Origin of the sequence: Vibrio sp. 10N.286.49.E11 (genome assembly GCF_041469505.1) — a bacterium.
Lineage (GTDB): Bacteria > Pseudomonadota > Gammaproteobacteria > Enterobacterales > Vibrionaceae > Vibrio > Vibrio crassostreae_C.
Genome location: NZ_JBFRKQ010000032.1, coordinates 36,016 through 60,872, shown reverse-complemented (window position 1 = coordinate 60,872; position 24,857 = coordinate 36,016). Strand labels below are relative to the sequence as shown.

At 45.1% G+C, this 24,857-nt stretch carries 18 protein-coding genes and 1 pseudogene; 10 read left to right on the top strand and 9 right to left on the bottom strand.

Annotation, left to right across the window (positions count from 1 at the left end; genetic code table 11):
• The first annotated feature begins 26 nt into the window (after window positions 1-26).
• From recC to recD, 3 genes are all read left to right on the top strand, one after another.
• Window positions 27-3,503 (top strand): exodeoxyribonuclease V subunit gamma, encoded by a 3,477-nt coding sequence (recC, locus tag AB4167_RS06500; RefSeq protein WP_372136310.1) that lies wholly within the window; start codon window positions 27-29, stop codon window positions 3,501-3,503.
• 409 nt (window positions 3,504-3,912) lie between these two features.
• Window positions 3,913-7,587 carry an exodeoxyribonuclease V subunit beta gene (gene recB / locus AB4167_RS06495; RefSeq protein ID WP_372136309.1) on the top strand — a complete coding sequence of 1,225 codons (3,675 nt, stop codon included), beginning with the start codon at window positions 3,913-3,915 and terminating at the stop codon, window positions 7,585-7,587.
• The gene (recD, locus tag AB4167_RS06490) at window positions 7,587-9,812 is read left to right on the top strand and encodes an exodeoxyribonuclease V subunit alpha (RefSeq protein ID WP_372136308.1); all 2,226 of its coding nucleotides are present in this window, start codon (window positions 7,587-7,589) and stop codon (window positions 9,810-9,812) included. Before recB ends, recD begins: the two co-directional genes overlap by 1 nt.
• 81 nt (window positions 9,813-9,893) lie before the next feature.
• On the opposite strand, the gene AB4167_RS06485 is transcribed toward recD, so the two are convergent.
• Window positions 9,894-10,085 (bottom strand): hypothetical protein, encoded by a 192-nt coding sequence (locus AB4167_RS06485; protein WP_004735192.1) that lies wholly within the window; start codon window positions 10,083-10,085, stop codon window positions 9,894-9,896.
• A gap of 284 nt (window positions 10,086-10,369) precedes the next feature.
• Window positions 10,370-11,707, bottom strand: coding sequence for an amino-acid N-acetyltransferase (gene argA / locus AB4167_RS06480; RefSeq protein ID WP_102394083.1), 1,338 nt, complete (start codon window positions 11,705-11,707; stop codon window positions 10,370-10,372).
• Between the two features lie 161 nt (window positions 11,708-11,868).
• On the opposite strand from argA, the gene AB4167_RS06475 reads away from it, so the two are divergent.
• The 4 genes from AB4167_RS06475 to csdE all read left to right on the top strand — a co-directional run bounded on the left by AB4167_RS06475 (window position 11,869) and on the right by csdE (window position 14,925).
• Window positions 11,869-12,342, top strand: coding sequence for a DUF2850 domain-containing protein (locus tag AB4167_RS06475; protein ID WP_017064193.1), 474 nt, complete (start codon window positions 11,869-11,871; stop codon window positions 12,340-12,342).
• Between the two features lie 81 nt (window positions 12,343-12,423).
• Window positions 12,424-13,536 carry a murein transglycosylase A gene (mltA, locus tag AB4167_RS06470; RefSeq protein ID WP_372136307.1) on the top strand — a complete coding sequence of 371 codons (1,113 nt, stop codon included), beginning with the start codon at window positions 12,424-12,426 and terminating at the stop codon, window positions 13,534-13,536.
• A gap of 113 nt (window positions 13,537-13,649) precedes the next feature.
• Entirely contained in the window at window positions 13,650-14,459 is an 810-nt protein-coding gene (gene tcdA, locus AB4167_RS06465; protein ID WP_017059899.1) for a tRNA cyclic N6-threonylcarbamoyladenosine(37) synthase TcdA, read from the top strand.
• A gap of 37 nt (window positions 14,460-14,496) precedes the next feature.
• Window positions 14,497-14,925: a cysteine desulfurase sulfur acceptor subunit CsdE gene (csdE, locus tag AB4167_RS06460; RefSeq protein WP_017059900.1), complete on the top strand. Its 429-nt coding sequence runs from the start codon at window positions 14,497-14,499 to the stop codon at window positions 14,923-14,925.
• Between the two features lie 69 nt (window positions 14,926-14,994).
• On the opposite strand, the gene csdA is transcribed toward csdE, so the two are convergent.
• The 3 genes from csdA to AB4167_RS06445 form a co-directional block, all read right to left on the bottom strand.
• A complete protein-coding gene (gene csdA, locus AB4167_RS06455) occupies window positions 14,995-16,206 on the bottom strand; it encodes a cysteine desulfurase CsdA (protein WP_372136306.1) in 1,212 nt (403 codons plus the stop codon).
• A gap of 59 nt (window positions 16,207-16,265) precedes the next feature.
• Window positions 16,266-17,186 (bottom strand): 2-dehydropantoate 2-reductase, encoded by a 921-nt coding sequence (panE, locus tag AB4167_RS06450; protein ID WP_372136305.1) that lies wholly within the window; start codon window positions 17,184-17,186, stop codon window positions 16,266-16,268.
• A gap of 110 nt (window positions 17,187-17,296) precedes the next feature.
• Window positions 17,297-18,121: an outer membrane protein OmpK gene (locus AB4167_RS06445; RefSeq protein WP_372131416.1), complete on the bottom strand. Its 825-nt coding sequence runs from the start codon at window positions 18,119-18,121 to the stop codon at window positions 17,297-17,299.
• A 360-nt stretch (window positions 18,122-18,481) separates the two neighbouring features.
• On the opposite strand from AB4167_RS06445, the pseudogene AB4167_RS06440 reads away from it, so the two are divergent.
• Window positions 18,482-18,701 (top strand): annotated as a pseudogene (locus AB4167_RS06440) (2-dehydropantoate 2-reductase); the annotation flags it as partial.
• Window positions 18,702-18,763: 62 nt separating this feature from the next.
• Here the strand turns inward: AB4167_RS06440 and AB4167_RS06435 are convergent.
• The 4 genes from AB4167_RS06435 to AB4167_RS06420 all read right to left on the bottom strand — a co-directional run bounded on the left by AB4167_RS06435 (window position 18,764) and on the right by AB4167_RS06420 (window position 22,511).
• On the bottom strand, window positions 18,764-20,122 hold the full coding sequence (locus tag AB4167_RS06435; RefSeq protein WP_372136304.1) for an AmpG family muropeptide MFS transporter: 1,359 nt from the start codon (window positions 20,120-20,122) through the stop codon (window positions 18,764-18,766).
• Window positions 20,123-20,175: 53 nt separating this feature from the next.
• Complete coding sequence (locus AB4167_RS06430) at window positions 20,176-20,724, bottom strand: peptidylprolyl isomerase (RefSeq protein ID WP_372084249.1); 549 nt, start codon at window positions 20,722-20,724, stop codon at window positions 20,176-20,178.
• The gene (locus AB4167_RS06425) at window positions 20,724-21,293 is read right to left on the bottom strand and encodes a YajG family lipoprotein (protein WP_017059907.1); all 570 of its coding nucleotides are present in this window, start codon (window positions 21,291-21,293) and stop codon (window positions 20,724-20,726) included. The genes AB4167_RS06430 and AB4167_RS06425 overlap by 1 nt, the downstream gene beginning before the upstream one ends.
• A gap of 66 nt (window positions 21,294-21,359) precedes the next feature.
• Entirely contained in the window at window positions 21,360-22,511 is a 1,152-nt protein-coding gene (locus AB4167_RS06420) for a methyltransferase (protein WP_372084251.1), read from the bottom strand.
• 174 nt (window positions 22,512-22,685) lie between these two features.
• On the opposite strand from AB4167_RS06420, the gene bolA reads away from it, so the two are divergent.
• Together bolA and AB4167_RS06410 are read left to right on the top strand one after the other, a co-directional pair.
• Window positions 22,686-22,994, top strand: a complete 309-nt coding sequence (gene bolA / locus AB4167_RS06415) for a transcriptional regulator BolA (RefSeq protein ID WP_017059909.1) — start codon at window positions 22,686-22,688, stop codon at window positions 22,992-22,994.
• Between the two features lie 519 nt (window positions 22,995-23,513).
• Window positions 23,514-24,854, top strand: a complete 1,341-nt coding sequence (locus tag AB4167_RS06410) for a Na(+)-translocating NADH-quinone reductase subunit A (RefSeq protein WP_017080319.1) — start codon at window positions 23,514-23,516, stop codon at window positions 24,852-24,854.
• The last annotated feature ends 3 nt before the right edge of the window (window positions 24,855-24,857 follow it).

The window sequence follows — 24,857 nt, the reverse complement described above, 5'->3', positions numbered from 1 at the left end:
TGTGGCAAGATTAGCGTGAGTGCACTTTGTTTACTGTTTACCATTCCAATAAAGTCGATACTTTAAAAATCCTTCTCGTTCATTTAATCAAAAGTGATCCTTTAGCCAACCCTTTCGAAAAAGAGCAGATCTTGGTTCAGAGCCCAGGTATGTCTCAATGGCTTAAGATGGAACTCGCCAAAGAGTTTGGTGTAGCAGCAAATATAGACTTTCCTCTTCCAGCAACCTTCATTTGGGATATGTTTACCCAAGTGCTTCCTGATGTACCTAAACGCAGTGCTTTTAACAAGGAAGCGATGACGTGGAAGCTGATGAGTTTGCTACCCGCTAAGCTTGACCACCCTGATTTCTTACCCTTACAACGCTATCTTGAAAACGACGAAGATGATTCGAAGCTGTATCAATTGGCTGAGAAGATTGCCGATATCTTCGATGGATACTTGGTATATCGTCCTGAGTGGATGGCGATGTGGGAAGCGGGCGAGCCCGTTACAGAATTGATTGATGGTGAAGGGCAGCAAGAACACCCTTGGCAGCCAATTTTGTGGAAGGCACTCTACGAGCAAACCCTGTCTCAAGGCCAATCGAAATATCACCGTGGTAACCTGTACCACGACTTCATTGAAGCGCTAGCCAACCAACAAGGTCAGCTACAACGCTTGCCGAAACGTCTGTTTGTGTTTGGTATATCGTCGCTGCCTCCTCGTTACATGGATGCCTTGAAAGCGCTGGGTGAGCAGATTGATGTTCACCTGATGTTTACCAACCCTTGCCAACATTACTGGGGCGATATTCGTGACCGTAAATACTTGGCTAGAGTGGAAGCGCAACGTCGTAAGCAGTTTGCTCTGATTGATGGCTTGCCTCATCTAGAAGGCGAAGTCTCACCATTGAAAGACGGTATTGAAGCCAACGTTGAAGACGAACTGCATACTAGCCAAGCGGTAGGCAATAGCTTACTCGCATCTATGGGTAAGTTAGGTAGAGATAACCTGTTTTTGCTATCTCAATCAGACAGTGAAGAGCACGAGTTCTTTATTGATGTAGAGAGAGACAGCCTGCTCCATCAATTGCAAGCCGATATTCTCCAGCTAGAAGAACATCAAGATGATCACATCTTAGATTCCAGCAATCATAAACAGGTGGTTGAGCTTGGCGATCGTTCACTGACTGTACATGCGTGTCACAGTCCAATGCGTGAGGTGGAAGTTCTTCATGACCAGCTATTGGCGATGTTTGATGCCGACCCGACCCTGAAACCACGCGATATCATCGTGATGGTGTCTGACATTAATGCTTATAGCCCAGCGATTCAGGCGGTATTTGGTAATGCTCCGGGTGAGCGTTATATCCCTTACTCGATCTCTGATAGAACTGCAGACCAAGAAAGCCCAATTCTGACCGCTTTCATGCAATTGGTCGCGCTACCGAACACGCGCTGTTTAGCCTCTGAGTTGCTAGAGCTGTTAGAAATTCCTGCGATGATGGCACGCTTTGGTATTGACGAGTTTCAATTCGAACAAGCTAAGCAGTGGGTTGAAGAAGCGGGTATCCGCTGGGGCGTCGATTCTTCTACGGCAACAGAGTTTGATTTGCCTGCCACCGAGCAAAATACTTGGCTATTTGGTATCCAGCGTATGTTACTGGGCTATGCGATGTCAGACTCTGCGGGCTTGTTTGAAACTGAACATTCTCCGATTGCGGCTTATAACGAAGTTCAGGGTATTAACGCCGAACTTGCGGGTAAGTTAGCGCACTTTATTGACCGTATCGCTCATTACCGCCAACGACTAACTGAAACCCAATCAATCGATATGTGGCGTGAAACCTTGCTGCAAATGATTGATGATTTTTTTGCGGTTGAGCTGGAAGGTGAGGTGGTGCTTAAGTCGATTCGTGATGCACTTTCACAACTGAATGAACAGCTTGATGATGCCTTGTATGAGCAAGAGTTGTCGCCGAGTATCATCTATCAGTACTTAAATAATAAACTGTCGGGCGCCCGTATCAGTCAGCGTTTCTTAGCGGGACAAGTTAACTTTTGTACCTTGATGCCGATGCGTTCTATTCCGTTCAAAACCGTCTGTTTGTTAGGCATGAATGATGGGGTTTACCCTCGCTCAATGCCGCCAGAAGGTTTTGACCTGATGAACGGGCGCACTCGACCTGGTGATCGTTCTCGTCGTGATGATGACCGTTATCTATTCCTAGAAGCAATGCTGTCAGCACAAGAGTGTTTATACATCAGCTATGTCGGCCGTTCGATTCAAGATAATACTGAGCGAGTACCGTCGGTATTGGTTTCTGAGTTGATTGAGTACTGCCACCAGAACTACTGCCTAAGTGCAGATCAAGCGTTACCAAGTGATGATTCTGGTATCAAACTGACTCAAGCAATCAGCTTTGAACACACCATGACACCATTTAGCCCAGCAGCCTTTACCCAAGGTGATGCAGGTCATGTATTGAGCTACGCCAAAGAATGGCTTCCTGCGGCAAATCGTTCTGGTGAGCGCAGTGGTGAATTCAATCGCGCTTTGGATGACTATTTGCTTGGTGCGAGCTATCCGTTAGAACTCGATTTGGTTGAGCTACAGCGTTTCTGGCGTTTGCCGGTGCAATACTTCTTTAATCGCCGTCTAAAAGTCGTGTTTGAGCCACCGCTTCCGGTAATGGAAGACGACGAGCCGTTCGTGCTTAATGGCTTAGAAAGCTTCCAGCTTAAAGATGCGCTGCTGCAAGTGTTGCTGGACCACCCAGAAGGCGCAGACGAAGCGGTGCGACTGTTTGTCTCTGAGCAAAAAGCCCAAGGTCGATTACCGGTCGGCGCCTTCGGTGACATCGAATTTGAAACCAACCGTGTTCAAGCGGAAGACTTAGCCAAAGAGATTAGATTTGTGAGCGGATCACCGCAGCAAGATCTCGAAGTGAATATCGAGTTTGACGTGTTAGGCGAAGGTAAGCCTGTTCGCTTGATGGGGTGGTTAACTCAAAACTATCAATCAGGTCTAGTGCGTTTTCGTAGCGGCAAAATACGCTCTCAAGATTACTTGGCTGCGTGGATTGATCATCTATCCTGCGCTGTTATGGGACACGGAAAAACGACCCATATTATTGGCTATGACAGAAAAGAGGGCGTGGTTCACCAAACGCTACAACCTATCGGCGATGCGCAGCAAGCGAAGAGTATATTAGCTGAGTTAGTACGACTGTTTTATCAAGGTATGACTGCACCATTGCCATACTTCCCGAAAACGGCATTAGCTGGTGTTGAAGCGGGCTTTAGCCGTGGTAAGTGGGTCGATGATGAAGAAAAGTCACTCAAGAAAATGGCCGATACTTTTAATGACAGCTTCGCTTTCACTGGCGAGGGGCGAGATACCTACATCTCACGAATCTGGTCTAAATGGGACGATGAATTGGCTACTGAGTCGCGTATGTATTCAACGCTTGTGCTACAGGCGGCAAGGTTGGCTACTGCCGATCTGGAAGATCAGGAGTAGGTGGCTGTGATCGACAAGATCAATAGCGAGTGCGCTGAATTAATGAAAGACAAAAGAGAGTCGCTGGTAAGCGTTTGGTACGCTTGCTTTCAAGATGAAGGGAATCAAGGTGAATAGAAGCAAGGTACAGGAAATAAAGTGGCCGCCAGTAAATCATTATTAGTGTAGGGCGTTCGCTGTACGGCCACAGGTCAGAGGGACCATTATTCTGTGGTTCAAAGTAACGCCGTAAAGTACAAAACTCGTACGTGCTCCTGAACTCGTGGGCGCATAGTAGCGAGGCGATCCGAATTGATCCGTGAGAGAGATCGCACTAACTATTAACAAATTAGCGTAGGACGTAAATTGAATGACGTTTTCCACGCTAGGTCACATTTGTAACAACACATTTATCAGAAGGCAGTAAGGCATGACGACCACAAGCAGTGTTCAGGTAATCGCTCCACAGACACTCAATACCATGACGTTTCCACTTCATGGCGCGCGTTTAATTGAAGCATCGGCGGGTACTGGTAAAACATTTACTATCGCTGGCTTGTACTTACGCTTACTGCTCGGACACGGCACGGCAGCACCAACAGGAGAGCTTACAGAAGCTACCCGACACCATGAGCCGCTAACCGTAGACCAAATTCTGGTGGTGACCTTTACTGAAGCAGCTACGGCTGAGCTGCGAGATCGTATTCGTGCTCGTATTCATGATGCACGCATTGCGTTTGCACGTGGGCAAAGTGACGACCCAGTGATTGCGCCTTTGTTACAAGCCATCGATGATCATGCTGGCGCTGCGAAAACACTGCTCAATGCCGAAAGGCAAATGGATGAAGCGGCGGTCTACACCATTCACGGCTTCTGTCAGCGTATGTTGACTCAAAATGCCTTCGAGTCTGGAAGCCGCTTTGATAATGAATTTGTGACCGATGAAAGTCACCTAAAAGCGCAAGTGGTTGCTGACTACTGGCGTAAGCAGTTTTACCCGCTGCCGACTCAACTGGCTGGTGAGGTTCGTAATATTTGGGGTTCACCGGCTGCGTTATTAGCAGACGTAAATCGTTATCTGACAGGATCTCCGCTGAAATTGACGGTAGATGCGATGTCGGGCGACCTGCAAACTCTGCACAACCAAAACCTAGATAAAGTGAAGCAACTTAAAGCGCTATGGTGTGAATCTGAAGCGGACTTTTTGGCTTTGATCTCTGCTTCGGATGTGAACAAACGTAGCTACACCAAGAAGTCTCTGCCGACATGGTTAGAAGCGGTGACAGCATGGGCGCAGAGCGACACTCATGATTACCAGTTTCCAGATAAACTAGAGAAGTTCTCACAAGCAACGTTAATTGAAAAAACACCAAAAGGCACCGCGCCTCAGCACGCGGTGTTTGAGGCTATTGAGAATTTCTTAAATTCTCCTGTAGATCTAAAAGCTCCATTGCTGGCGCATGCGATTACTCATTGTCGAATCATGTTAGCTAAGGCTAAACAGCAGAAGCAGTGGTTATCGTTTGATGACCTACTGACCCAGTTATCTGCGTCGATCGATGTCGATGAGCAGTCACTGCTGGTGGAGAGAATTCGTACCTTATACCCGGTGGCGATGATCGATGAATTCCAAGATACCGATCCGCTGCAATACAGTATTTTTAGCCGAATCTACCTCGATAATCCGCAGTGCGGCTTGTTTATGATCGGTGACCCGAAGCAGGCTATCTATGGTTTCCGCGGTGCAGATATCTTTACCTACATTAAGGCAAGAAACCAAGTTAGTGCTCACTATACGTTAGGCACTAACTGGCGTTCGAGTGCTGATATGGTCAGCGCGGTAAACCAAGTGTTTATGAATTCGGATAGTCCGTTTATCTACGATCAAGACATTCCATTTTTGCCCGTTGCTGCCAGTCCATCTGCTGACAAACGCCAATGGGTGATGAACGGAGAAACTCAGCACGCACTGACCTTTTGGCTGCAAGAGGCTGAAGATAAGCCATTGCCGAAAGGTGAATATCACAAGGCAATGGCAGAAGCGACAGCGAGTCAAATTCAAACTATTCTGACCGCTTCTCAAAATCAACAAGCCTATTTTGATAACGGAAAAAAACAACACGCCGTGAATGCGGGTGATATTGCTGTCTTGGTTCGAACCGGCAGTGAAGGTCGTCTGATTAAGAACGCGTTGTCGGAACAAGGCATTGCGAGCGTGTATTTATCCAACCGAGACAGTGTGTTCACCAGCTTGGTCGCACAAGATATTCAACGTTTGTTGCAGGCGGTGCTGACACCTGAAAATGACCGAGCATTACGCGCCAGTTTAGCGTCGGAGTTGTTTGCTCTGGATGCCGCATCATTGGATGAACTCAACAACGATGAAGTGGTGTGGGAAAACGTCGTTAACGAGTTTAGAGAATATCGTAAGTTGTGGCTTCAGCGCGGCGTGTTGCCAATGCTTCGCAGCGTGATCAGTAAACGACATCTCGCGGAACGCTTACTGGAAGAAGAAAATGGTGAGCGCTCACTCACTGATTTAATGCACATTGGCGAATTGTTGCAACAAGCAAGACAAGAACTCGACAGTGACTATGGCTTGTTGCGTTGGCTGGCTGAAGCAATCTCAGATGCACAAAATGGTTTAGGTGGCAGTGACGACGACATTCAACGCCTTGAATCAGAAAGAAACTTGGTTCAAATCGTTACCATTCATAAATCGAAAGGCTTGGAATATGACTTAGTATTTTTGCCGTTCGTTGCAAGCTATCGTGAAGCGAGTGAAGGTAAGTTCTACGACCATGACTCAGATACCACGGTACTTGATATTACGGGTAGCGATAGTGCCTTAGCTCAAGCCGACAAAGAGCGATTGGCGGAAGACTTACGTTTGATTTACGTGGCGCTGACTCGTGCTGTTTATGGATGTTTTATTGGCATGGCACCGCTACGTAAAGGGCGTTCAACCAAAGAGCCGACCGGCGTTCACTTGAGTGCCATGGGCTATTTGGTTCAAAACGGACAAGAGCAAGGCATCGCCGAGTTGCATCAAGCTCTATCGGCTATTGAGGGTAAGAATTCCAGTGTGCTGTTAGCCGAAACACCTACCGCTCACGAACAAATTTTTGTGCAAACAGAGCAAGTGAGTGACGACTTACAGGCCAGTGAACTTAAGGCTTCAATCGACCGAGCTTGGCGTATCACCAGTTACTCGGGGCTTGTCAAACAGGGCAGTCACGGTGCGAGTCATGACGCGACCATTGAGGTGTCTGGTTTTGATATTGACTCGGCTGATGAGCAGGATGAGTCTGAGTTGATTGAGCCTGAACGCTCTATCTTTACGTTCCCTCGTGGTGCTCGCCCAGGTACTTTCTTACACACCTTGTTTGAGGAGGTTGAATTTACCGAGCCAGCAACCAGTGAACATAACACGCAAGTAATCACTCACTTATTAGAATCAGAGCAATATGAATTAGAGTGGCTACCTGTGCTTCAGCAACTGGTCGATACAGTGCTGAACACCGCATTAGACGGCAAGAACTTAAAGCTAAGCGAGAAAGACTCGACGCAACGTTTAGTTGAGATGGAATTCTTACTGCCGATCGAAGTATTGGCTGCATCTGAACTGAATCAAACCATTCAATATCACGATCCATTGTCAGCCAAAGCGGGCGATCTAGGTTTCCAAACCGTGCAAGGTATGTTGAAAGGCTTCATCGATTTGGTGTTTGAGCACCAAGGTAAATACTATGTACTCGACTGGAAATCGAATCACTTAGGAGATGATGTTGCTGTCTACCATGGCGAGGCATTGAAATCGGCGATGGCTGACCATCGCTATGATTTGCAATATCAAATCTATGCATTGGCGTTGCACCGTTTCTTACGCAGCCGCGTTGCCAATTACAGCTACGAACAACATTTTGGTGGCGTGTACTACTTGTTCTTACGAGGAATGGACGGCCAATCTCAGCAAGGTATTTTCTCAGCCAAACCAACACTGGCTTTACTTGATGAAATGGATCAATTGATTGACGGTAAAGTGATAGACAGACGTTCGGCACAATTGAATGACGATGAAACTGGACAGATGGGGCTTTTATAATGACAACAACGACCACTAATACCGGCATAGATACTGCGAACACAGTAAAGCCAGTTTCACTTATTCCTGAGCAACTGATGGATGTACTCCAGTTTCTTGCGGATAAGGGTTCTATTCGTCAGTTGGATTATCAATTTGCCCGTTTTCTTGCTCAGCAAGCCACGAGCTACCCTCAAGAGATCGGCTTTCTCGCGGGGGTAGTGAGCCATGAATTAGGCAAAGGACACATTTGTACTCAGCTTATACAGCAGCATACGACAGGCCCTGAACTAGCGGCAGATCTTGCTCAGTTACTTGGGTTATACGGTGAAACTGCACTGCAATTGAACCAAAAACTGTTGGGTATTGATTGGGTGGCTGTGCTTCAATCGTCAAACCTAGTAGGTACAACCAATGACTGTGTTAAGCCGCTGATGTTTGATGGACAGCGTGTCTACTTACAGCGTTATTGGAACTACGAAGTTGTGTTGGCTGAGACCTTAAACCGTTTAAGTAAGCCAGTAGAGTTCAACTCTGAGCAGAAAAAAGCGCTAACCGAAACGTTGAATCAGTTATTCGCACGCAGTTACCATTTTCTGTTTAATGCCTTAGCCAAGGCTGAAGCAAACCAACAAACGTCTCAGGTATTACGCCAACAACTGGTGTGTGACCATCTAGATATTGTCGACGAACATGTTTTGGATTGGGGTGCGATAGACCAAGTGATTGTCCAAGCCAAGCAAGTGACAGATTTAGATGCGCTGGATAGCCTCGTGCCGTTATCTGTTTGTTTGAATTGGCAAAAAGTTGCGGCAGCGGTGGCGTTAAGTCGACGTTTTGCGGTTATTTCTGGCGGACCGGGCACCGGTAAAACGACCACGGTAACTAAGTTGCTTTCGGCTATGGTCGAGCAATCGCTCAGCCAAGGTAAAACACCGACGATCAAGCTAGTGGCTCCGACAGGTAAAGCGGCGGCGCGTTTAACTGAGTCGATTGGTAAAGCGATAGAACAACTGCCTTTAGTACCTGAAGTGAAGTACAACATACCGACTGAATCCAGTACCTTGCACAGATTGCTCGGCGCGATTCCTAATCGTGCAGAGTTTAGACACAACCGACGCAATCCACTTCATCTTGATATTTTGGTGGTGGATGAAGCATCGATGGTTGATCTGTCGATGATGTATAAGCTGGTGGATGCACTTCCTGAGCATGCAAGGCTCATCTTATTGGGTGATAAAGACCAACTTGCTTCAGTAGAGGCAGGTGCTGTGCTCGGTGATATCTGTTCATTCAACTCTGTTGGTTACAGCAGTGCGCAAGGCAACTTGATTGCGGAGATGACAGGCTTTGATGCGATAGCTAAACCAAGACAAGACAAAGCTGGATCGGTGAATCCGCCTGCGATTGCAGATAGCTTGTGTATGCTGCAGAAGAGTTACCGCTTCGACGCGCGTTCAGGTATCGGCCAACTGGCTAAAGCAATCAATAATGGTTCTGCGAGTCAGGTGGATCAAGTCTTTGCTAAAGGATTTGGCGATATCGAAAATCATCCCCTGTCGAGTGACAGCTATAATTTGATGCTGCGTACCTTGGTTAACGAGTATGGTGCGTATCTCAACCGAATGAATGTGCCGCTTGAAGAGCTAGAAACCCAAGAAGCGCGAGCGAAGTCGGTGCTCGATTTGTTCAGTCAATGTCGACTATTGTGTTCTATTCGTGAAGGGGATTTTGGTGTTAAAGGCCTCAACCACAGAATCGAAAGGGCGCTTGCCGCAAGACGTTTGGTGAATCCGCACAACGATGAATTGTGGTATCACGGGCGACCAGTCATGGTGACGCGTAATGATCATGGTTTAGGTTTGTACAATGGTGATATTGGTATCTGTATGCTCGAAGCCGATTCAACGACTTTAGAGTCAAATAGTGCGAATTCCACACCTAGACTGAAGGTGTATTTTGAGTTGCCAGATGGCAGCGTGAAAGCCGTACTACCAAGCCGAGTACCCGATCATGAGACCGCTTATGCGATGACCATACACAAATCTCAAGGCAGTGAGTTTGATCTGACCTTAATGATCTTGCCACCTGATTTCAGCCCTATTTTAACGCGGGAGCTTATCTATACTGGTATTACACGTGCGAAGAAACGACTGATGATGTTCAGCGATACCAACGTGTTGAAGCGTGGGATTAAGGTGAAAACAGAGCGAGTGAGTGGTTTAGGCAGTCGCTTAACGAATTAGTCGTCAATGGCCGCTAGAAAAGGGCTTGAACTTAGAGCTAGATAAACACAAAGCAACCATCCCTGGTTGCTTTGAACGTTATTAAGACTCTTTGCTTAAAAACGCTCGAGTAAACGATATATGGTTTATCTTGTACTTTGCTTGGCAATTCAAAATAAACTCTTTTAGATTCTCGCTAACAGGGAACACGCAGTGTACGTCTAGCCCTTCTAAGAATTGGTTATCAGCCATATCCCAAAAACTTTGCAGCGAGTTACAAACAATGGTTCTCATATCAATGTTGCTCTTTTTGCTGTTTATATTAACGAGCAGAGCTAATGGTTAGTATGCTGACCGTCAACGGGTATAGCAATCCGTGCAGTGACCATCTCAATGAGTTCGATATGACTATCGAGATGGCAATTCCAATAAAAACATTTGTTAAGATTATTAAAGCGTCTAAATTCTATACAATTATACGTGTGAGTGAAAGTGCATAGTTAATAAATCTCATATAGAAAACGATTACATTTGCAATTATTTTTCTGTCGAAGTGAGATTGTGCTCCAAAACTTTATTTATACGTTGAGCGCCAAGATCTTTGAGTTTCTCTGATAGTTGTATAACCCTTGTTTTTCCATCGGTAATTCATCAACCGCTATCTCGTAAAAACCCTGTTCACGGAACCAGTGAAGGCTGTGCGTAGTAAGGACAAAAATCTGGTCGATATCACGAGATTTTGATTGGTGACGCATGTAATCCAGTAATATTTGCCCGCGGTTGCCATCACGATAATCAGGATGAATAGCCACGCACGCCATCTCCGCCATATGATCTTCCGGGTATGCGTAAAGCGCTGCGCAACCGATAATCAGCCCGTCTTTTTCAATAATGGTAAATCGGTGGATTTCTTGCTCTAGCTGTTCTCGAGAGCGGCGCACTAAGATGCCTTGTTCTTCAAGAGGGCGAATAAGGTCAAAGATGCCGCCAATATCGTCGATCTGAGCTTGTCTTACTTGCTCGGCACTAGCCATGACCACTTGGGTTCCAATACCGTCAAAAGAGAACAACTCTTGGATTAATGCGCCATCTACCTTGTAGCTGATTAGATGACAACGAGGCACACCAGCTCGACAAGCGGAGATCGCTCCTTTCAAGAAGCGCAGTGTTCCTGTGCTCATGTCTTCGGCAGGATTTTGAGATTCCGTTAATCGTTCTAGAATTTGCTTGGCATCTTTAGGGAAGAGTTCGGCGAGCACGTTACCGCGTTCATCTGTTACCCCTTGTTCGGAGCAGAAGCCAATCAGCTTGTCGGCCTTTAGACGAATAGCAACTTGGGTAGCGACCTCTTCAGAAAGTAGGTTAAAGCTTTCGCCTGTCACGGAGCTGGCAATAGGGCCAAGCAGTACAATTGAACCTTGGTCAAGCGTGCGATTGATCCCTTCGATATCGATTCGACGAATACGCCCGCTGTGGCAATAATCCGTACCGTCATCCACGCCAAGCGGTTGAGCCGTAATGAAGTTACCACTCATAACATTGAGTTGAGTGCCTGCCATCGGCGTGTTGTTTAAGCTCATTGAGAGGCGTGCGGTGATGGCAAGTTGAAGCTGTCCAGCAGCCTGCATAGCGACGCCCAAAGAATATTCATCAGTGACCCTAATATTCTTGTGATAAGGCGTATGGCAATCTTGCTTGGCGAGCAATTGGTTGATCTGCGGTCTTGCCCCGTGAACGAGAACAATCTTTACTCCAAGGCTGTGGAGCAAGGCTATATCACTAATAATGTTACCAAAGTTCCTGTCGGCAACGGCTTCGCCTCCCAGCATAATGACCATGGTTTTGCCACGGTGAGCATTTACGTAAGGGGTTGATTGTCTGAAACCTTTTACTAGCGCTGTACTTCTTAATTTCACAGAACAAGTCCATTTTGTTTATTTATTCGATAATTTAGCATTTAAATTCAAATGTAAACAACACCTTTTTGGAATAAAGCGCAAACTATTCTTATCTAGGCTTCAATATATAAACTGTCTCAGTGTAGAATGCGCATAGCATCCTTATGAGTAGTCACCGAATGCAACAAGCTCCAGCAACAAAGAACAAAATCGATGAGATAACCAAAGGTCTCTACAGCGAAGCTGATCAGCGCAATCAATCTAAGTTGAAGCGTAAGATCATTGAACGTTGTTTAATGGTTCTAGCCTTAGTGGGTTCGTTTGCGGTGGTTTCTTTGTTCGGCGATGTGCTTTCCCGAGTGCAAAATGCGGCGACGCCCGACAATCTGATATACGGCACTTGGATAGAGCAAGATGTTGCACATTATGCGACCGATGAGTTTGTTCTGAATGCTAATGGTGTGTCAGTTCGTGGGTCTGTTGTTTCGACGAGCTTTGACTTTGATGGAAACTACTTTGAATACAAGGCGGGTGATAAAACCTATCGCTTCCGCATGACCAATTCTGACAATACAGAAATGGTGCTCGATTCTGACAGTCACTACAATCCCATCTTCCGCCTTAAGGGCCATATCGATAACTCCGTCCGATAGGTTATCTTCTTGTAAACTCTTACAATCTAAGATTGTGTTATCTGACTGTTTTTGTCATCCTCGATGCATAGAATTTTTAGGATGACTCTTGTGATTAAAAAATGGCTTCCCCTTGTCGCTGCCTCTTTGTTATTTGGCTGTGCTCAACCCACTGATCTTGCTCAGCAACACCTTGATGACGAATTTCCTCGCACCTTGAATAAGGTCGATCAGGTTGAATCCAATAAACCAAGAGACTACACCGCATTTGCAGAACAAGCTGAGATGGTGGTTTCTAAATCCCCTTCGATGGCTAAAATCTATGAGCCGCTTTATCAACAACTCAATGAGTGGGCGATGCTGAGTGGAGATCCAAACGAGCTAGCGAATTTTGGCGTTCAAACCGCTCAACTAGGTGGTGGTGATAAACAAGGCAATGTTTTGTTCACGGGCTACTTTTCTCCTGTGATGGAGCTGCGCCACGAAGCGAATGAAGAATATCGTTACCCTGTTTACGGGCTTCCTGAGTGTGGTAAAGAGTGTCCAACACGCCAAGAGATTTACAACGGCGCACTAGAAGGTCAGGGCCTTGAGTTAGGTTACTCAGCAAACCGTATCGACCCATTTATGATGGAAGTACAGGGCAGTGGATTTGTACACTTCGGTGATGATGACACGCTGCAGTATTTCGCCTACGCGGGTAAGAACAATAAAGCTTATGTGAGCATTGGCCGTGTTCTGATTGAACGAGGCTTAGTTCCACGCGAAAAAATGTCGCTAAAAGCAATCAAAGAGTGGGTATTGGCAAACGATCCTGAAGTGGTCAAAGAGCTGCTTGAGCAAAACCCATCTTTCGTGTTTTTTGAAGCGAGAGACGACCTATCTGTGATGGGTAGCGCGGGCATTCCTCTATTACCTATGGCGGCGGTTGCGGGCGATCGCTCTATCTTGCCTATGGGGACGCCGATTCTTGCTGAGGTTCCACTACTGAATGCTGATGGTACTTGGAGCGGCGCTCATCAACTAAGACTGCTATTGGTTTTGGATACGGGCGGCGCGGTTAAGCAAAACCATTTGGACCTTTACCACGGCATGGGCCCTCGAGCGGGTACAGAAGCGGGCCATTACAAGCATTTTGGTCGTGTGTGGAAGCTCGGTTTAGATGGCAGCGCAACTGAAGCGCCTTGGGCTTTGCCTCCTGAAAAGGTTGAGTAAGCTACAATAAAATAGGGCATTGAAAGCGAATCGCTAATCCCCTAGACTTTTTATTCAAGAGTGCGTATAAAACGCACTCTTTTCTTTTTCTCAGAAATAAATTGGCGGCAACAATGCGTGAATTGACCACTCCAGCTTCAGAAAACTATGACCAACGATTTGGTGGCACCCGTCGCCTATATGGCAATAGTGAAGTCGACATACTTAGAGCAGCACACGTGTGTGTGATCGGTATTGGCGGTGTAGGTTCATGGGCGGTTGAAGCGCTTGCTCGTACTGGTTTAGGTGAGCTGACTTTGATCGATATGGATGATGTGTGTGTGACCAACATCAACCGTCAGATCCACGCAATGTCGGGTACCGTTGGTAAAAGCAAAATTGAAGTGATGGCAGAGCGCGTTAAGCTGATTAACCCTGAGTGTAAAGTTAACCTGATTGACGACTTCATCGGCCCAGACAATCAGGCTGAATACCTGTCGAAAGAGTTCGACTTTGTATTAGATGCGATTGACAGCATGAAAGCTAAGGCTTCACTGTTGGCATATTGTCGTAGCAACAAAATTAAGGTGATCACCACTGGTGGTGCGGGTGGTCAAATCGATCCGACTCAAATCAAAGTGGCTGATCTGACGAAGACGATTCAAGATCCGCTCGCGAAGAAGCTAAAAGATACCCTTCGTCGTCATCATAATTTCCCTAAGAATCCAGCACGTAAGTTTGGTATCGATTGTGTGTTCTCAACTGAACAGCTGAAATACCCTCAAGCTGACGGCAGTGTCTGTGCTGCGAAAGCGACAGCAGAAGGTCCAAAACGTATGGATTGTGCGACGGGTTTTGGTGCGGCAACAGTTGTAACGGCGACGTTTGGTTTTGTAGCTGTTTCGCGTATCGTTGAAAAGCTGATTCAAAAGCACGCTAAGTAACGTCTTTTACTCAATTAACAATCGACTGGATATTAAAATGACCACATTCCCAAGCTCTCCATTCGGCACTGAAATTACCAGTGATGATATCGTCGCGAAGATGCAGACATTCAGCGGCTGGGAAGACCGTTATCGCCAAGTGATTCAATGGGGTAAGAAACTGCCAACGATGCCTGATGAACTGAAAAGTGAGCAGGTGATTGTCTCTGGCTGTGAAAGCCAAGTGTGGTTGGTTTCTCAGAATATCGATGGTGTTTGGCACTTTTGTGCTGATTCTGATGCGCGTATCGTTCGCGGTCTGATTGCTTTGGTGATGGCTGCGTATGATGGAAAAACATCAGAGCAGGTTCAAGCGTTCGATATTGATGGTTACTTTGAACAAATCGGTCTAATTACCCACCTTAGCCCATCTCGCGGTAATGGATTAAAAGCGATTGTTGCTCAAATCCAAGAGCTAAGTGCTTAATATCTCCTTGATACACAGAAGCAAAAAGGGTTGACGTTAAACGCCAACCCTAAGTAATTTCGCTACTCCCTAAAGCATATCAACGGCTTTTTCTATCGCCGCTACGAGCTTTTCAACATCATCCATGTTGTTGTAAATACCAAATGAAATTCGAACCGTTCCTTTCACATTAAGTGCATCCATTAATGGGTGAGCACAATGATGTCCTGCACGTACTGCGATACCTTGCTGATCCAGTAGAGTCGCTATATCTTGATGGTGAACACCATCCATCACAAAAGTAATCACACTTGCGTTAGGTTGATACCCTAAAATCTGAATGTCATCCAGTTTACTGAGCGCAAGATAAGTCTCGTGTTGTAGTTGGTGGATATGATTTTCGACATCTTGTTGTACAAAACCACTTAACCATTCTATTGCGGTGCTTAGTGCTATGGCCCCTGCCACATTTGGCGTGCCCGCTTCGAATTTGCCAGGCAGTTCTGAAAAAGTAGTGCCAGAGAAAGAGACGCGCTCGACCATTTTGCCACCACCATGCCAAGGTGGCATCGCTTCTAACAATTCAAGCTTGCCGTAAAGCACACCGATGCCCGCAGGGGCATAGAGCTTGTGTCCAGAGAATACGTAGAAATCCGCACCTAAAGATGAAACATCTACGGGCTCATGAACAATACCTTGCGCGCCATCGACCACAACAATCGCATCCATCTTATGGGCTTTCTCGATCACTTGTTCAATCGGTTGGCGAGAGCCAGTGACATTGGTGATCTGAGCTAAGGCAACAATCTTGGTCTTATCATTAAGAAGATGATCAAAAGCTTGTAGATCAAATTCGCAATCAGATGTCATTGGTACTTTAACTACTTTAGCCCCGGTTTGTTCTGCCACAATTTGCCAAGGCACTATGTTGGCGTGATGTTCCATCTCACTCACTAAGATCTCATCACCAGGTTGAAGCGTGCTTCTTGCATACGTTTGAGCAATTAGGTTAAGTGCTTCCGTGGCACCACGAGTCCAGATGACCTCTTTTGAAGAGCTTGCACCAATAAACTGAGCAATCTTATCTCTTGCCGCTTCAAATTGACTGGTCGCGTTCGCCGTTAAGCTATGACTACCACGGTGCACATTGGCATTCTGCTTCGAGTAATATTGGCTAATGGCATCAATAACCACCTGAGGCTTCTGTGTCGTCGCCGCGCTGTCTAAGTAAATCAACGGTTGTTGATTGATGGTTTGGGATAGCGCAGGAAACTGCTCTCGGATGTGATTGATATCAAACATCTGTTCTTACCTAAATCTTGAAAGTGGGTGCTAGCATTATGCTGAGCGGTCTTGTTATTTTATCGCGACTTGTTAAGCGTTGCTGACGAATATTCATGATCCCAGCGCTTTTCTTGCTCTTTGACTTGAGCAAACAGCTTTTGGTTAACAGGAACCTTTATGCCGTGCTTAAGTGCTGTCTTGATTAGATGGCCGCTAATGAAGTCGATCTCTGTCTTACGTTGGTAAAACATATCTTGCTTCATAGATGAATTGTTCTGTGCCGTTGCTTGGATAACCTGTTTGACGCTTGCTTCCAATTCATCGAATGAACAAACGATCCTTTCGGCTTGCATAACCTGCGTGAGCTCTTTAACGATAGAACTCAAAATATCCTCAAACCTTTTATCTGCGAGTTCGCCATTCTTGATCTGTTCAAGGCCCGTGAGCGGGTTGATCGCACAATTGATGGCGAGCTTAGTCCAAAGCGCGGTTTCTATTTGTGGGTTCCAACTCACAGCGGGGAGAGCATCATCCAATACATCAACCAAAAACGTGCACTGTTGACCCGTTTGGTTAAAAGCACCCAACTGGGTTTGTCCTATTCCTGTATGAGATACACTATTACGATCAGGTTTGAATGCTGCTTGGGTCGTGGTAGCCAATACTATCGGGTGAGCATTAATTTGAGTGGCAATGTTGTCGACCGCGCCCATTCCGTTATGCATGAACATGAGAATGGTGTCAGAGTCGAGATATTGAAGTAACGGAGTGGTGGCTTCTTCTACTTGCCAAGCCTTGACTGTGAAGACAACCAAATCACTCGCGGCTAATCGTTCGATATTGTTGTTACTGAAGTGAAGTGAAGTTTGCTCATCAAGTGATAGGTCAATTGAGGTTTCAGGGGAGCGGCTCCACAAAGAGACATTATGACCCGCTTTAAGCAGTTTTATTGCCCATAAAGAGCCAATTGCTCCAGGTCCAACAATCGTGATGTTCACAGCAATACCAAGATAAGAAAGTGATGCTGCAAGGATAGCGAGGCATTAAATGAAAGCAATAAAAAATGGCACCCGAGGGTGCCATTTGGGAAACTTTCTTAGAAGTTCGATTAGAACTTGTAAGTTACTGCGAAGTAATGACCTACACCAGAAGAGTCAGCTTTCGTTGTGTTTCCTGGGTATAAAGTGCTTGGAACTTCACCATCAGCGAAACCATATACATCGTTGAATAATTTCAGACCGTAACCTACTGCAAAACGCTCTGAGTGCCAGTAGATACCGTTGTACATTGCTCCACCAGTTGAAGAACGACCAGCAACACCATCATCCATACCAAATTGGTAATCTAGGTAACCTTGGTAAGAGATGAATGAACCATTGTCAAAGAAGTAGAAAGGTTTGAACCAGTTAGTAGAAAGTTGGAAACCATTCCAATCTTTGTCGCTCATCTCGTAAACACCGTAAAGGTTTAGGCCCATTTTACCAAACCATGGAACCATTACGTCAGAGCCAAGACCCCATTTCTGTTGACCTTCACCAGAACCACCGTAGAAGATCATTTCAGATGCAACGTAAACTTCTTGAACAGGACCGAAAGAAAGGTCTTTACCAGTTAGACCGTCAATAGACATACGTGGAGCTACTTTTGCGAATAGCTTGTCTTGACCTGCTTTGTCACTACTTGTATCGCCAGTAGGGTTAAAGAAATCAACGTAACCGTATAGATCGAAGATACCAGAGCGACCACCAAACTCCATTTCAATGTAATCGTGGCTAGATGCTTCACCTGGACCACGCTCATCAACTGCGTACATGTAGTTAAACTGCATCCAGCTAAAGTCATTTTTGTGAGTATCGCCGTCAGAATAATCTGCTGCCATTACTGGAGCAGAAGTTGCTGCAAGTAGGCCAAGAGTTAAAAGTGATTTACGCATAATGGAACTCTCTATGTTTAAAATAAGTAACCCGCTAATCCGTGCGTGTTTATGATGTCCGAATGCCGAGCATCATAGCGATTTTGTTCTCAAATAAAAGTGAGACAGAGTGAAAACTACAATTATTAATTTGAAGTTGATCACACTAATGATCTAAATGATGGAACTTTAAGGTGGCAATGCATCTTGATGCACCTTGGATTCTATTGATTTTGTGAAATCTGATTATTTTGTAGATAAATTGGTGAATTGATGCTCTAAGCAAACGATTATACTAAATAGAGTGATATTCATATCAAAATCAACAGTATTCGTTTCTAAGCGTTTTCTCTTAAAAAATGACAATTCAACCCGTCTTACAATCCAGTCTTTGATCTATCTTTGACCGAAAACGGTGGGTATTGCTGGCAGCACTCCGGCGCTAAGTGATGTGAAATTCAAAGATTATGAAAATGGCATTTATGTTGCGGCGGGGTCTTACTTTGTGACGATTACTGTAGCGGGTCAGCCTTTGGTTGTGGCGATTGATGATTCGATGGGAACAGGTTTTAATCTTATCGTGAGCGACACAACAGACTAGATCTGAAGACCGAACGTAAAAGAGGGAAGCTCAATGCTACCCTCTTATCATTTTTTTTGACTCTATTCTTGATTGTTTTTGGCTTTTTCTAATAAATCCGTGAAAAAGTGGCGTAACGAATAGAGCATGATCAAACTCGGTATCACCATGAGTGCAGTCAGTATAAAGAAGGTTGACCAGTCATTGAGGTAATCGACCAATTCACCACTAAATGAAGCCAGTGTTGTTCGACCGAAGTTACCCAAGGATGCGAGTAATGCATATTGGGTTGCAGAGAAGGCCTGCCCAGTTAATAACGTTAAGAAAGAGACAAACGCTACGGTTGAAAACGCAGTTGTAAAGTTATCGACAATGATGGTTGCCAAGAACAAGGTTTCACTCGGGCCAGTGTGAGCGATCCACGCAAACATTAGATTACTGGCCGCCATTGCCACACCGCCGATCATCAGTCCGCGTACAATACCGAATTTCACATTGAAGACACTGCCTACCAAAGTGAAGAATATCGTCGCGCCCCAGCCAATTAACTTGGAGTAATGACCGATCTGTTCATTACTGAAACCTATCTCTTTATAGAAGGTGATCGACATGCGACCTAGGAAGGCTTCACCTATCTTAAATAGGAACACAAACAGCAATAGAGTAATGGCAACTTGAACTCCGTTTCTTTTGAAGAAATCATAAAATGGTTCAATTACCGTCACACTGAACCAAGCGACAAGCTTTGAGCCGACCACTTTATTGTGTCGCTGTTGTGCTTGTTCTTGTAGGGCTTCACGTTGTGTATTTGGCTCTCCGACAAAAAGAGTAAACAGCATTAATACAACAACGACACCTGCCATTCCGTAATACACGCCATTCCAACCGATTGAGTCTGCATTAATAAAGGCAAGGTAGCCTGGTAGAGAATACCCCGTCCACCAACCAATTACGGCCATTGCAGAAGCTTGCGGCAGTTTTGATGCTTCGGATTTTGGGAAGGTATCAATACGAAATGCATCAATCGCGATGTCTTGCGTGGCTGAGGCAATGGCAATAGCGAGCGCCAACATTGAGGTAAACGCCAAATTCTCTGCGGGATTGACGCCTGCGATGAATAAGGTGCCGATTAAAACAATGGTTTGGCAGAAAAAGATCCAACTGCGGCGCTGGCCGAGTATTGCGTGAAGCACCGGCAGTTTTACTCGGTCTACCAATGGTGCCCATAGAAAGTTAATCGCATACACGGCAAACACACTGCCAAAGTAGCCGATGGCAGCACGCGTTAAACCTGCATCTTTTAGCCAACCAGACATATTGGATCCAATAAGAACCCATGGGAAGCCACTCGAACAGCCGAGCATAAACACCCAAAGTAGGCGTTTATCTAGGTAGCTGCGGAAAGTCTGCATCCAAGAAAGATAGGGAGTGCCTGATGACATAGGGCGTCCTTGTGTAGAAAAACGCCCTTAAGAAATAAGGGCGTTAGATTGGATTACTTAAGAATGGTCACTTTAGTGATGACGATTGGGTCAACTGGTATGTCTGACATGCGGCCCATTCGCTTGGTTGGAATCGTTGCCATCTTTTGAACAACATCAAAACCTTCAGTTACTTTGCCGAATACAGCGTAGCCTGGGTTGCTACCTTTTGCGTTCAAGAAGTCATTATCAGAGAAGTTAATGAAGAACTGACGAGTTGCAGAATCTGGCGCATTAGTACGAGCCATCGCGATTGTTGCTGTATCGTTCTTCAGGCCATTGCTGCCTTCATTCTTGATAGGAGCGTAAGTTGCTTGTTGATTCATCTCTTGATCGAAGCCGCCACCTTGAGCCATAAAGCCAGGAATAACACGGTGGAAGATAGTGCCTTCGTAGCTGCCGTCAGCAACGTATTTTAGGAAGTTCTCCGCACTAACCGGTGCTTGTTCTTGGTTAAGCTCAATAGTGAAGTCGCCTAATGTTGTTTCCACGTTTACTTTAGGACCAGCCCAAACGCTCACGCTCACTAGCATTAATGCGATAGAAGATAAAATACGACCCATTAGAAACGTTCCTTCATGTAAGTTTGTAGCTCTTGGTCGTTAGCGATCTCAGTAAGAACCAAGTTGATCACGTCATTAAGAACCATAGAGATGTCGTCGTTAGATGCACTCAATGCACCAGTGCGTGTTGCAGTGCCGTTGAATGTTTTAACTAGTTTGCCTTCAGGCGTTTCAGCGGTAACTTCAAGCGTTACTTTACCGTCCATTTTGTTTTCCATAATGGTGTGCTCTACGGTAACGAGTGCTTCTTGAATCTCTAAAACAATCGAGTTTTCACTGTTTACGCTCGCACGAAAACCTTGAGACTCTAACTGCTGTGCAACAGCATTTTCTAGAGAAATACGCATGTTTTGCTTAGCGTGAATTGGCTGAATGTTTGAACGGCCACTATCAACCAATGCAACATATTGAGCGGCACGAACATCTTTACTGGTTAGTGTGTATGTTTTGCCTTGTACAAGGTTGCTTGAGCTTAGTGAAGCTTCTGGCATTACATTGATCTGTTCTTGCTGAGGGGCTGAACATGCTGTCAAAGCCATAATAGAAGCAGCCAAAATCAGTTTTTTCATTCCTTTATCCTTTCTAAATTCACACCAGAAGCTCGGTATCTTAAATTCTTGTGAAGTCGTTTCTGCTTATTTATTAAAATTCGCAGGTTCTCTTGTTGCTTGTAATATCTCAAATTTTTGGTTTAGTTCAAGCGTTTCAACGTTAGCTTCACCAAATAGTCTTGCTAGTTTGACATCGTATCCGAGGTGTCGGTTGCCAATAACAATTAATTTGCCTCCATTGCTTAGAACATGCTTTGCATCACAGAACATTTGCCACGCAATGTGATCCGTAATCGCTTGTTGCTGATGGAATGGAGGATTACACATCACTAAGTAGGTGCTGTTTTTCTTGAAGCCATCTAAACAGTTGTTGGCGATGAACTGGAAGTTGCCTTCTTCACCAAGGTTATCTTTGACGTTTTGGCGCGCCGATTCCACCGCCATAAAGCTTTCATCCACACAGGTGATACGGGCTTGTGGGTTCAATTGCCCTGCTTTTACACTCAATACACCGTTGCCACAACCAAGATCGATGATATGACGTAGCTCAGGATCTTGAGGAATGTGCTCTAGCATATAGCGAGCGCCTTGATCGAGTGCTTCCCCTGAGTAAACATTTGGTAAATTTTTCAGGCGGATATCTTCACCGTCTACATCCCATTCAACAAAAGGCTCTACAGTTTGAATTGGCTGGCAGTTTGGAGATGAGAAGACTAAGCGGTGTTTTTTCTTCGCTAGTGATGTTTTGGTTTCGCCTAGGTATTTTTCGAACAGGTTAAGCGTAGAGGTGTGAATCTCTTTTACCTTGTTGACGCCGATCACTTGGCAGCCTTCAGGCAATGCTTGGCGTAGCTGACTCAATTGCCAGATTAGGTGACGATTTGTTTTTGGCAGCTGCATGATCACAAGATCGATACCGTGTGGGATATCATCCATCGTGTTCAAGAAGTTCACTCGGTTACTTTGATTGCGCTGCAAGTTTTTCAGGGCACCACGGTGAGAGATAAATGAGTCGCTCATCATAGTGACATCATGATCTTTCGAGAACCAAGCGGATAGGGCACCGAAGCTGTCGTTCATGATCAGGATGTGTTTACCAGGTTCAAGGTTCATCTCTTCAACATGGCTAATAATGTATTCGTCGCCCGCATCCCAAGCTTGAAGGGTTTCATTTGAACGTTTCGGGAAACGATGTAAGGTTAAAGTTCTATCGTGAAGGGTAAGTTCGGTTTTCATTGCTTGAGATACTTATGTAAGAAATAACAAAGATATTGTCTCAAATGCAGGCTGAACAAGATAGAAAAAACTCAACCAAACCTATGCCATTTGCTATGAAATACTCAGACACTCGACCTGTTAGGGTTTATACTTAGCCCACGGATAATGCCAATACGTTATTAAGGAATCACAATGATCCAAGAAGTTATCGAAACAAAATTGCACAATGAGTTTTCACCAAGTCATTTAAACGTGGTCAATGAGAGCTATATGCACAATGTTCCGGCTGGTTCTGAGAGTCATTTCAAAGTGATTGTTGTCAGCGATGTGTTTGAAGGTTTGCGTCTTATTGCTCGTCATCGAGCGGTAAATAAGGCACTTTCAGAAGAGTTAGCCAATAATATCCACGCACTGTCTATTCACACTTATACAAAAGATGAATGGATGAAGCAGCTAGATAGCGTGCCAGACAGTCCAATGTGTATGGGTGGCGGAAAGTAAGAAGGCCTATATACAGAGAAAAGCGCCATGGCGCTTTTTTTGTCGTCAAACGTATGTATTTTTCGTTCTTATATCACCCAAACTGATGTCAAATTGAACGAGCTCAAATACCTACAATGAGTAATGTTTTTATTAACAGTGTTTCAACATAACTAGTAAAATATTAGTTTGTGACAGAGTATTAATCTCTTGTTTAAAACACGATTCAAAAGCCATTTTATCTGTGCGGCTCGTCAAATTTATACATATTTGAGAGGCCATATGCTTCAAATCTCACCAAATAAAGGCTGTATTCAAGTTATTGGTCATGGCATCGAGTTGTCAAAAAATGCTAGAATATCGCACCTGATAAATCTCACATGATTCGTGTGGTGATTTTATTATGAAAATGTTGCGATTTTGGTATCTCAAATTTACCAAAACCGGACACTGTAATGTCGTGTCTAAGGGCGATTTTAAAACGTCCTGAATTTACGCAATTAAAAGAATCTTTTTCCCGATAAAGTAGTGCAAGTGCGTATGATTACAATAAAGAAGGGTTTGGATCTTCCTATCGCAGGAACTCCATCCCAGGTGATTAATGATGGTAAGTCCATCACTAAAGTCGCCTTGCTTGGCGAAGAGTACGTTGGTATGCGTCCTACGATGCATGCTCGCGTTGGTGATGAAGTGAAGAAAGGCCAAGTTCTTTTTGCAGATAAAAAGAACCCAGGTGTTGTATTTACTTCTCCAGCAAGCGGTAAAGTTATTGAAGTGAACCGTGGTGCTAAGCGTGTTCTTCAATCAGTAGTGATTGAAGTAGCAGGCAATGAGCAAATCACGTTCAATAGCTATGAAGCTAACCAACTAGTAGGCCTTGACCGTGAAACGGTTAAAGCTCAGTTAGTTGAGTCTGGCGCATGGACCGCTTTGCGAACTCGTCCGTTCAGCAAGGTTCCAGCAGTTGATTCTGAAACTCAGGCTATTTTCGTTACTGCTATGGATACTAATCCGCTAGCAGCTGAGCCAGAATTAATCATTAACGAGCAGTCTGATGCTTTCGTTGCTGGTTTAGATCTTCTTTCAACTCTGACTAACGGTAAAGTGTACGTTTGTAAAAAAGGTACTAGCTTACCTCGTTCAGCTCAGTCTAACGTTGAAGAACATGTTTTTGATGGCCCACACCCTGCAGGTCTTGCAGGCACGCATATGCATTACCTATATCCGGTAAATGCACAAAATGTAGCGTGGAGCATTAACTACCAAGACGTTATCGCATTCGGTAAGTTGTTCCTTACTGGTGAGATTTACTCTGAGCGTGTTGTTTCTCTGGCTGGTCCAGTAGTTAATAACCCACGCCTAGTTCGTACTCAAATTGGTGCTAGCCTTGAAGAGTTGACGGACAGCGAGTTGATGCCAGGTGAAGTTCGCCTGATCTCAGGTTCAGTATTATCTGGTGTTCACGCTTCAGGTCCACATGCTTACCTTGGCCGTTACCATCAACAGGTTTCGGTTCTTCGTGAAGGTCGTGATAAAGAGCTATTTGGCTGGGCTATGCCTGGTAAGAACAAGTTCTCTGTTACTCGTTCATTCCTTGGTCACGTGTTTAAAGGTCAGTTGTTCAACATGACAACGACAACAAACGGTAGTGATCGCTCTATGGTTCCAATTGGTAACTACGAGAAAGTAATGCCATTAGATATGGAGCCTACTTTGCTGCTTCGCGATCTATGTGCTGGCGACGTTGATAGTGCACAAGCACTTGGTGCGCTAGAGCTAGATGAAGAAGATTTAGCACTGTGTACCTTTGTATGTCCTGGTAAGTACGAGTACGGTCAGTTACTTCGTGAATGCCTAGATACAATTGTGAAGGAAGGGTAATTT

Coding starts and splice junctions, on each gene's coding strand:
- recB (WP_372136309.1), top strand. CDS start 3,913: ATGACGACCACAAGCAGTGTTCAGGTAATCGCTCCACAGACACTCAAT.
- recD (WP_372136308.1), top strand. CDS start 7,587: ATGACAACAACGACCACTAATACCGGCATAGATACTGCGAACACAGTA.
- AB4167_RS06485 (WP_004735192.1), bottom strand. CDS start 10,085: ATGAGAACCATTGTTTGTAACTCGCTGCAAAGTTTTTGGGATATGGCT.
- AB4167_RS06475 (WP_017064193.1), top strand. CDS start 11,869: ATGCAACAAGCTCCAGCAACAAAGAACAAAATCGATGAGATAACCAAA.
- mltA (WP_372136307.1), top strand. CDS start 12,424: ATGACTCTTGTGATTAAAAAATGGCTTCCCCTTGTCGCTGCCTCTTTG.
- tcdA (WP_017059899.1), top strand. CDS start 13,650: ATGCGTGAATTGACCACTCCAGCTTCAGAAAACTATGACCAACGATTT.
- csdE (WP_017059900.1), top strand. CDS start 14,497: ATGACCACATTCCCAAGCTCTCCATTCGGCACTGAAATTACCAGTGAT.
- csdA (WP_372136306.1), bottom strand. CDS start 16,206: ATGTTTGATATCAATCACATCCGAGAGCAGTTTCCTGCGCTATCCCAA.
- AB4167_RS06445 (WP_372131416.1), bottom strand. CDS start 18,121: ATGCGTAAATCACTTTTAACTCTTGGCCTACTTGCAGCAACTTCTGCT.
- AB4167_RS06435 (WP_372136304.1), bottom strand. CDS start 20,122: ATGTCATCAGGCACTCCCTATCTTTCTTGGATGCAGACTTTCCGCAGC.
- AB4167_RS06430 (WP_372084249.1), bottom strand. CDS start 20,724: ATGGGTCGTATTTTATCTTCTATCGCATTAATGCTAGTGAGCGTGAGC.
- AB4167_RS06425 (WP_017059907.1), bottom strand. CDS start 21,293: ATGAAAAAACTGATTTTGGCTGCTTCTATTATGGCTTTGACAGCATGT.
- AB4167_RS06420 (WP_372084251.1), bottom strand. CDS start 22,511: ATGAAAACCGAACTTACCCTTCACGATAGAACTTTAACCTTACATCGT.
- bolA (WP_017059909.1), top strand. CDS start 22,686: ATGATCCAAGAAGTTATCGAAACAAAATTGCACAATGAGTTTTCACCA.
- AB4167_RS06410 (WP_017080319.1), top strand. CDS start 23,514: ATGATTACAATAAAGAAGGGTTTGGATCTTCCTATCGCAGGAACTCCA.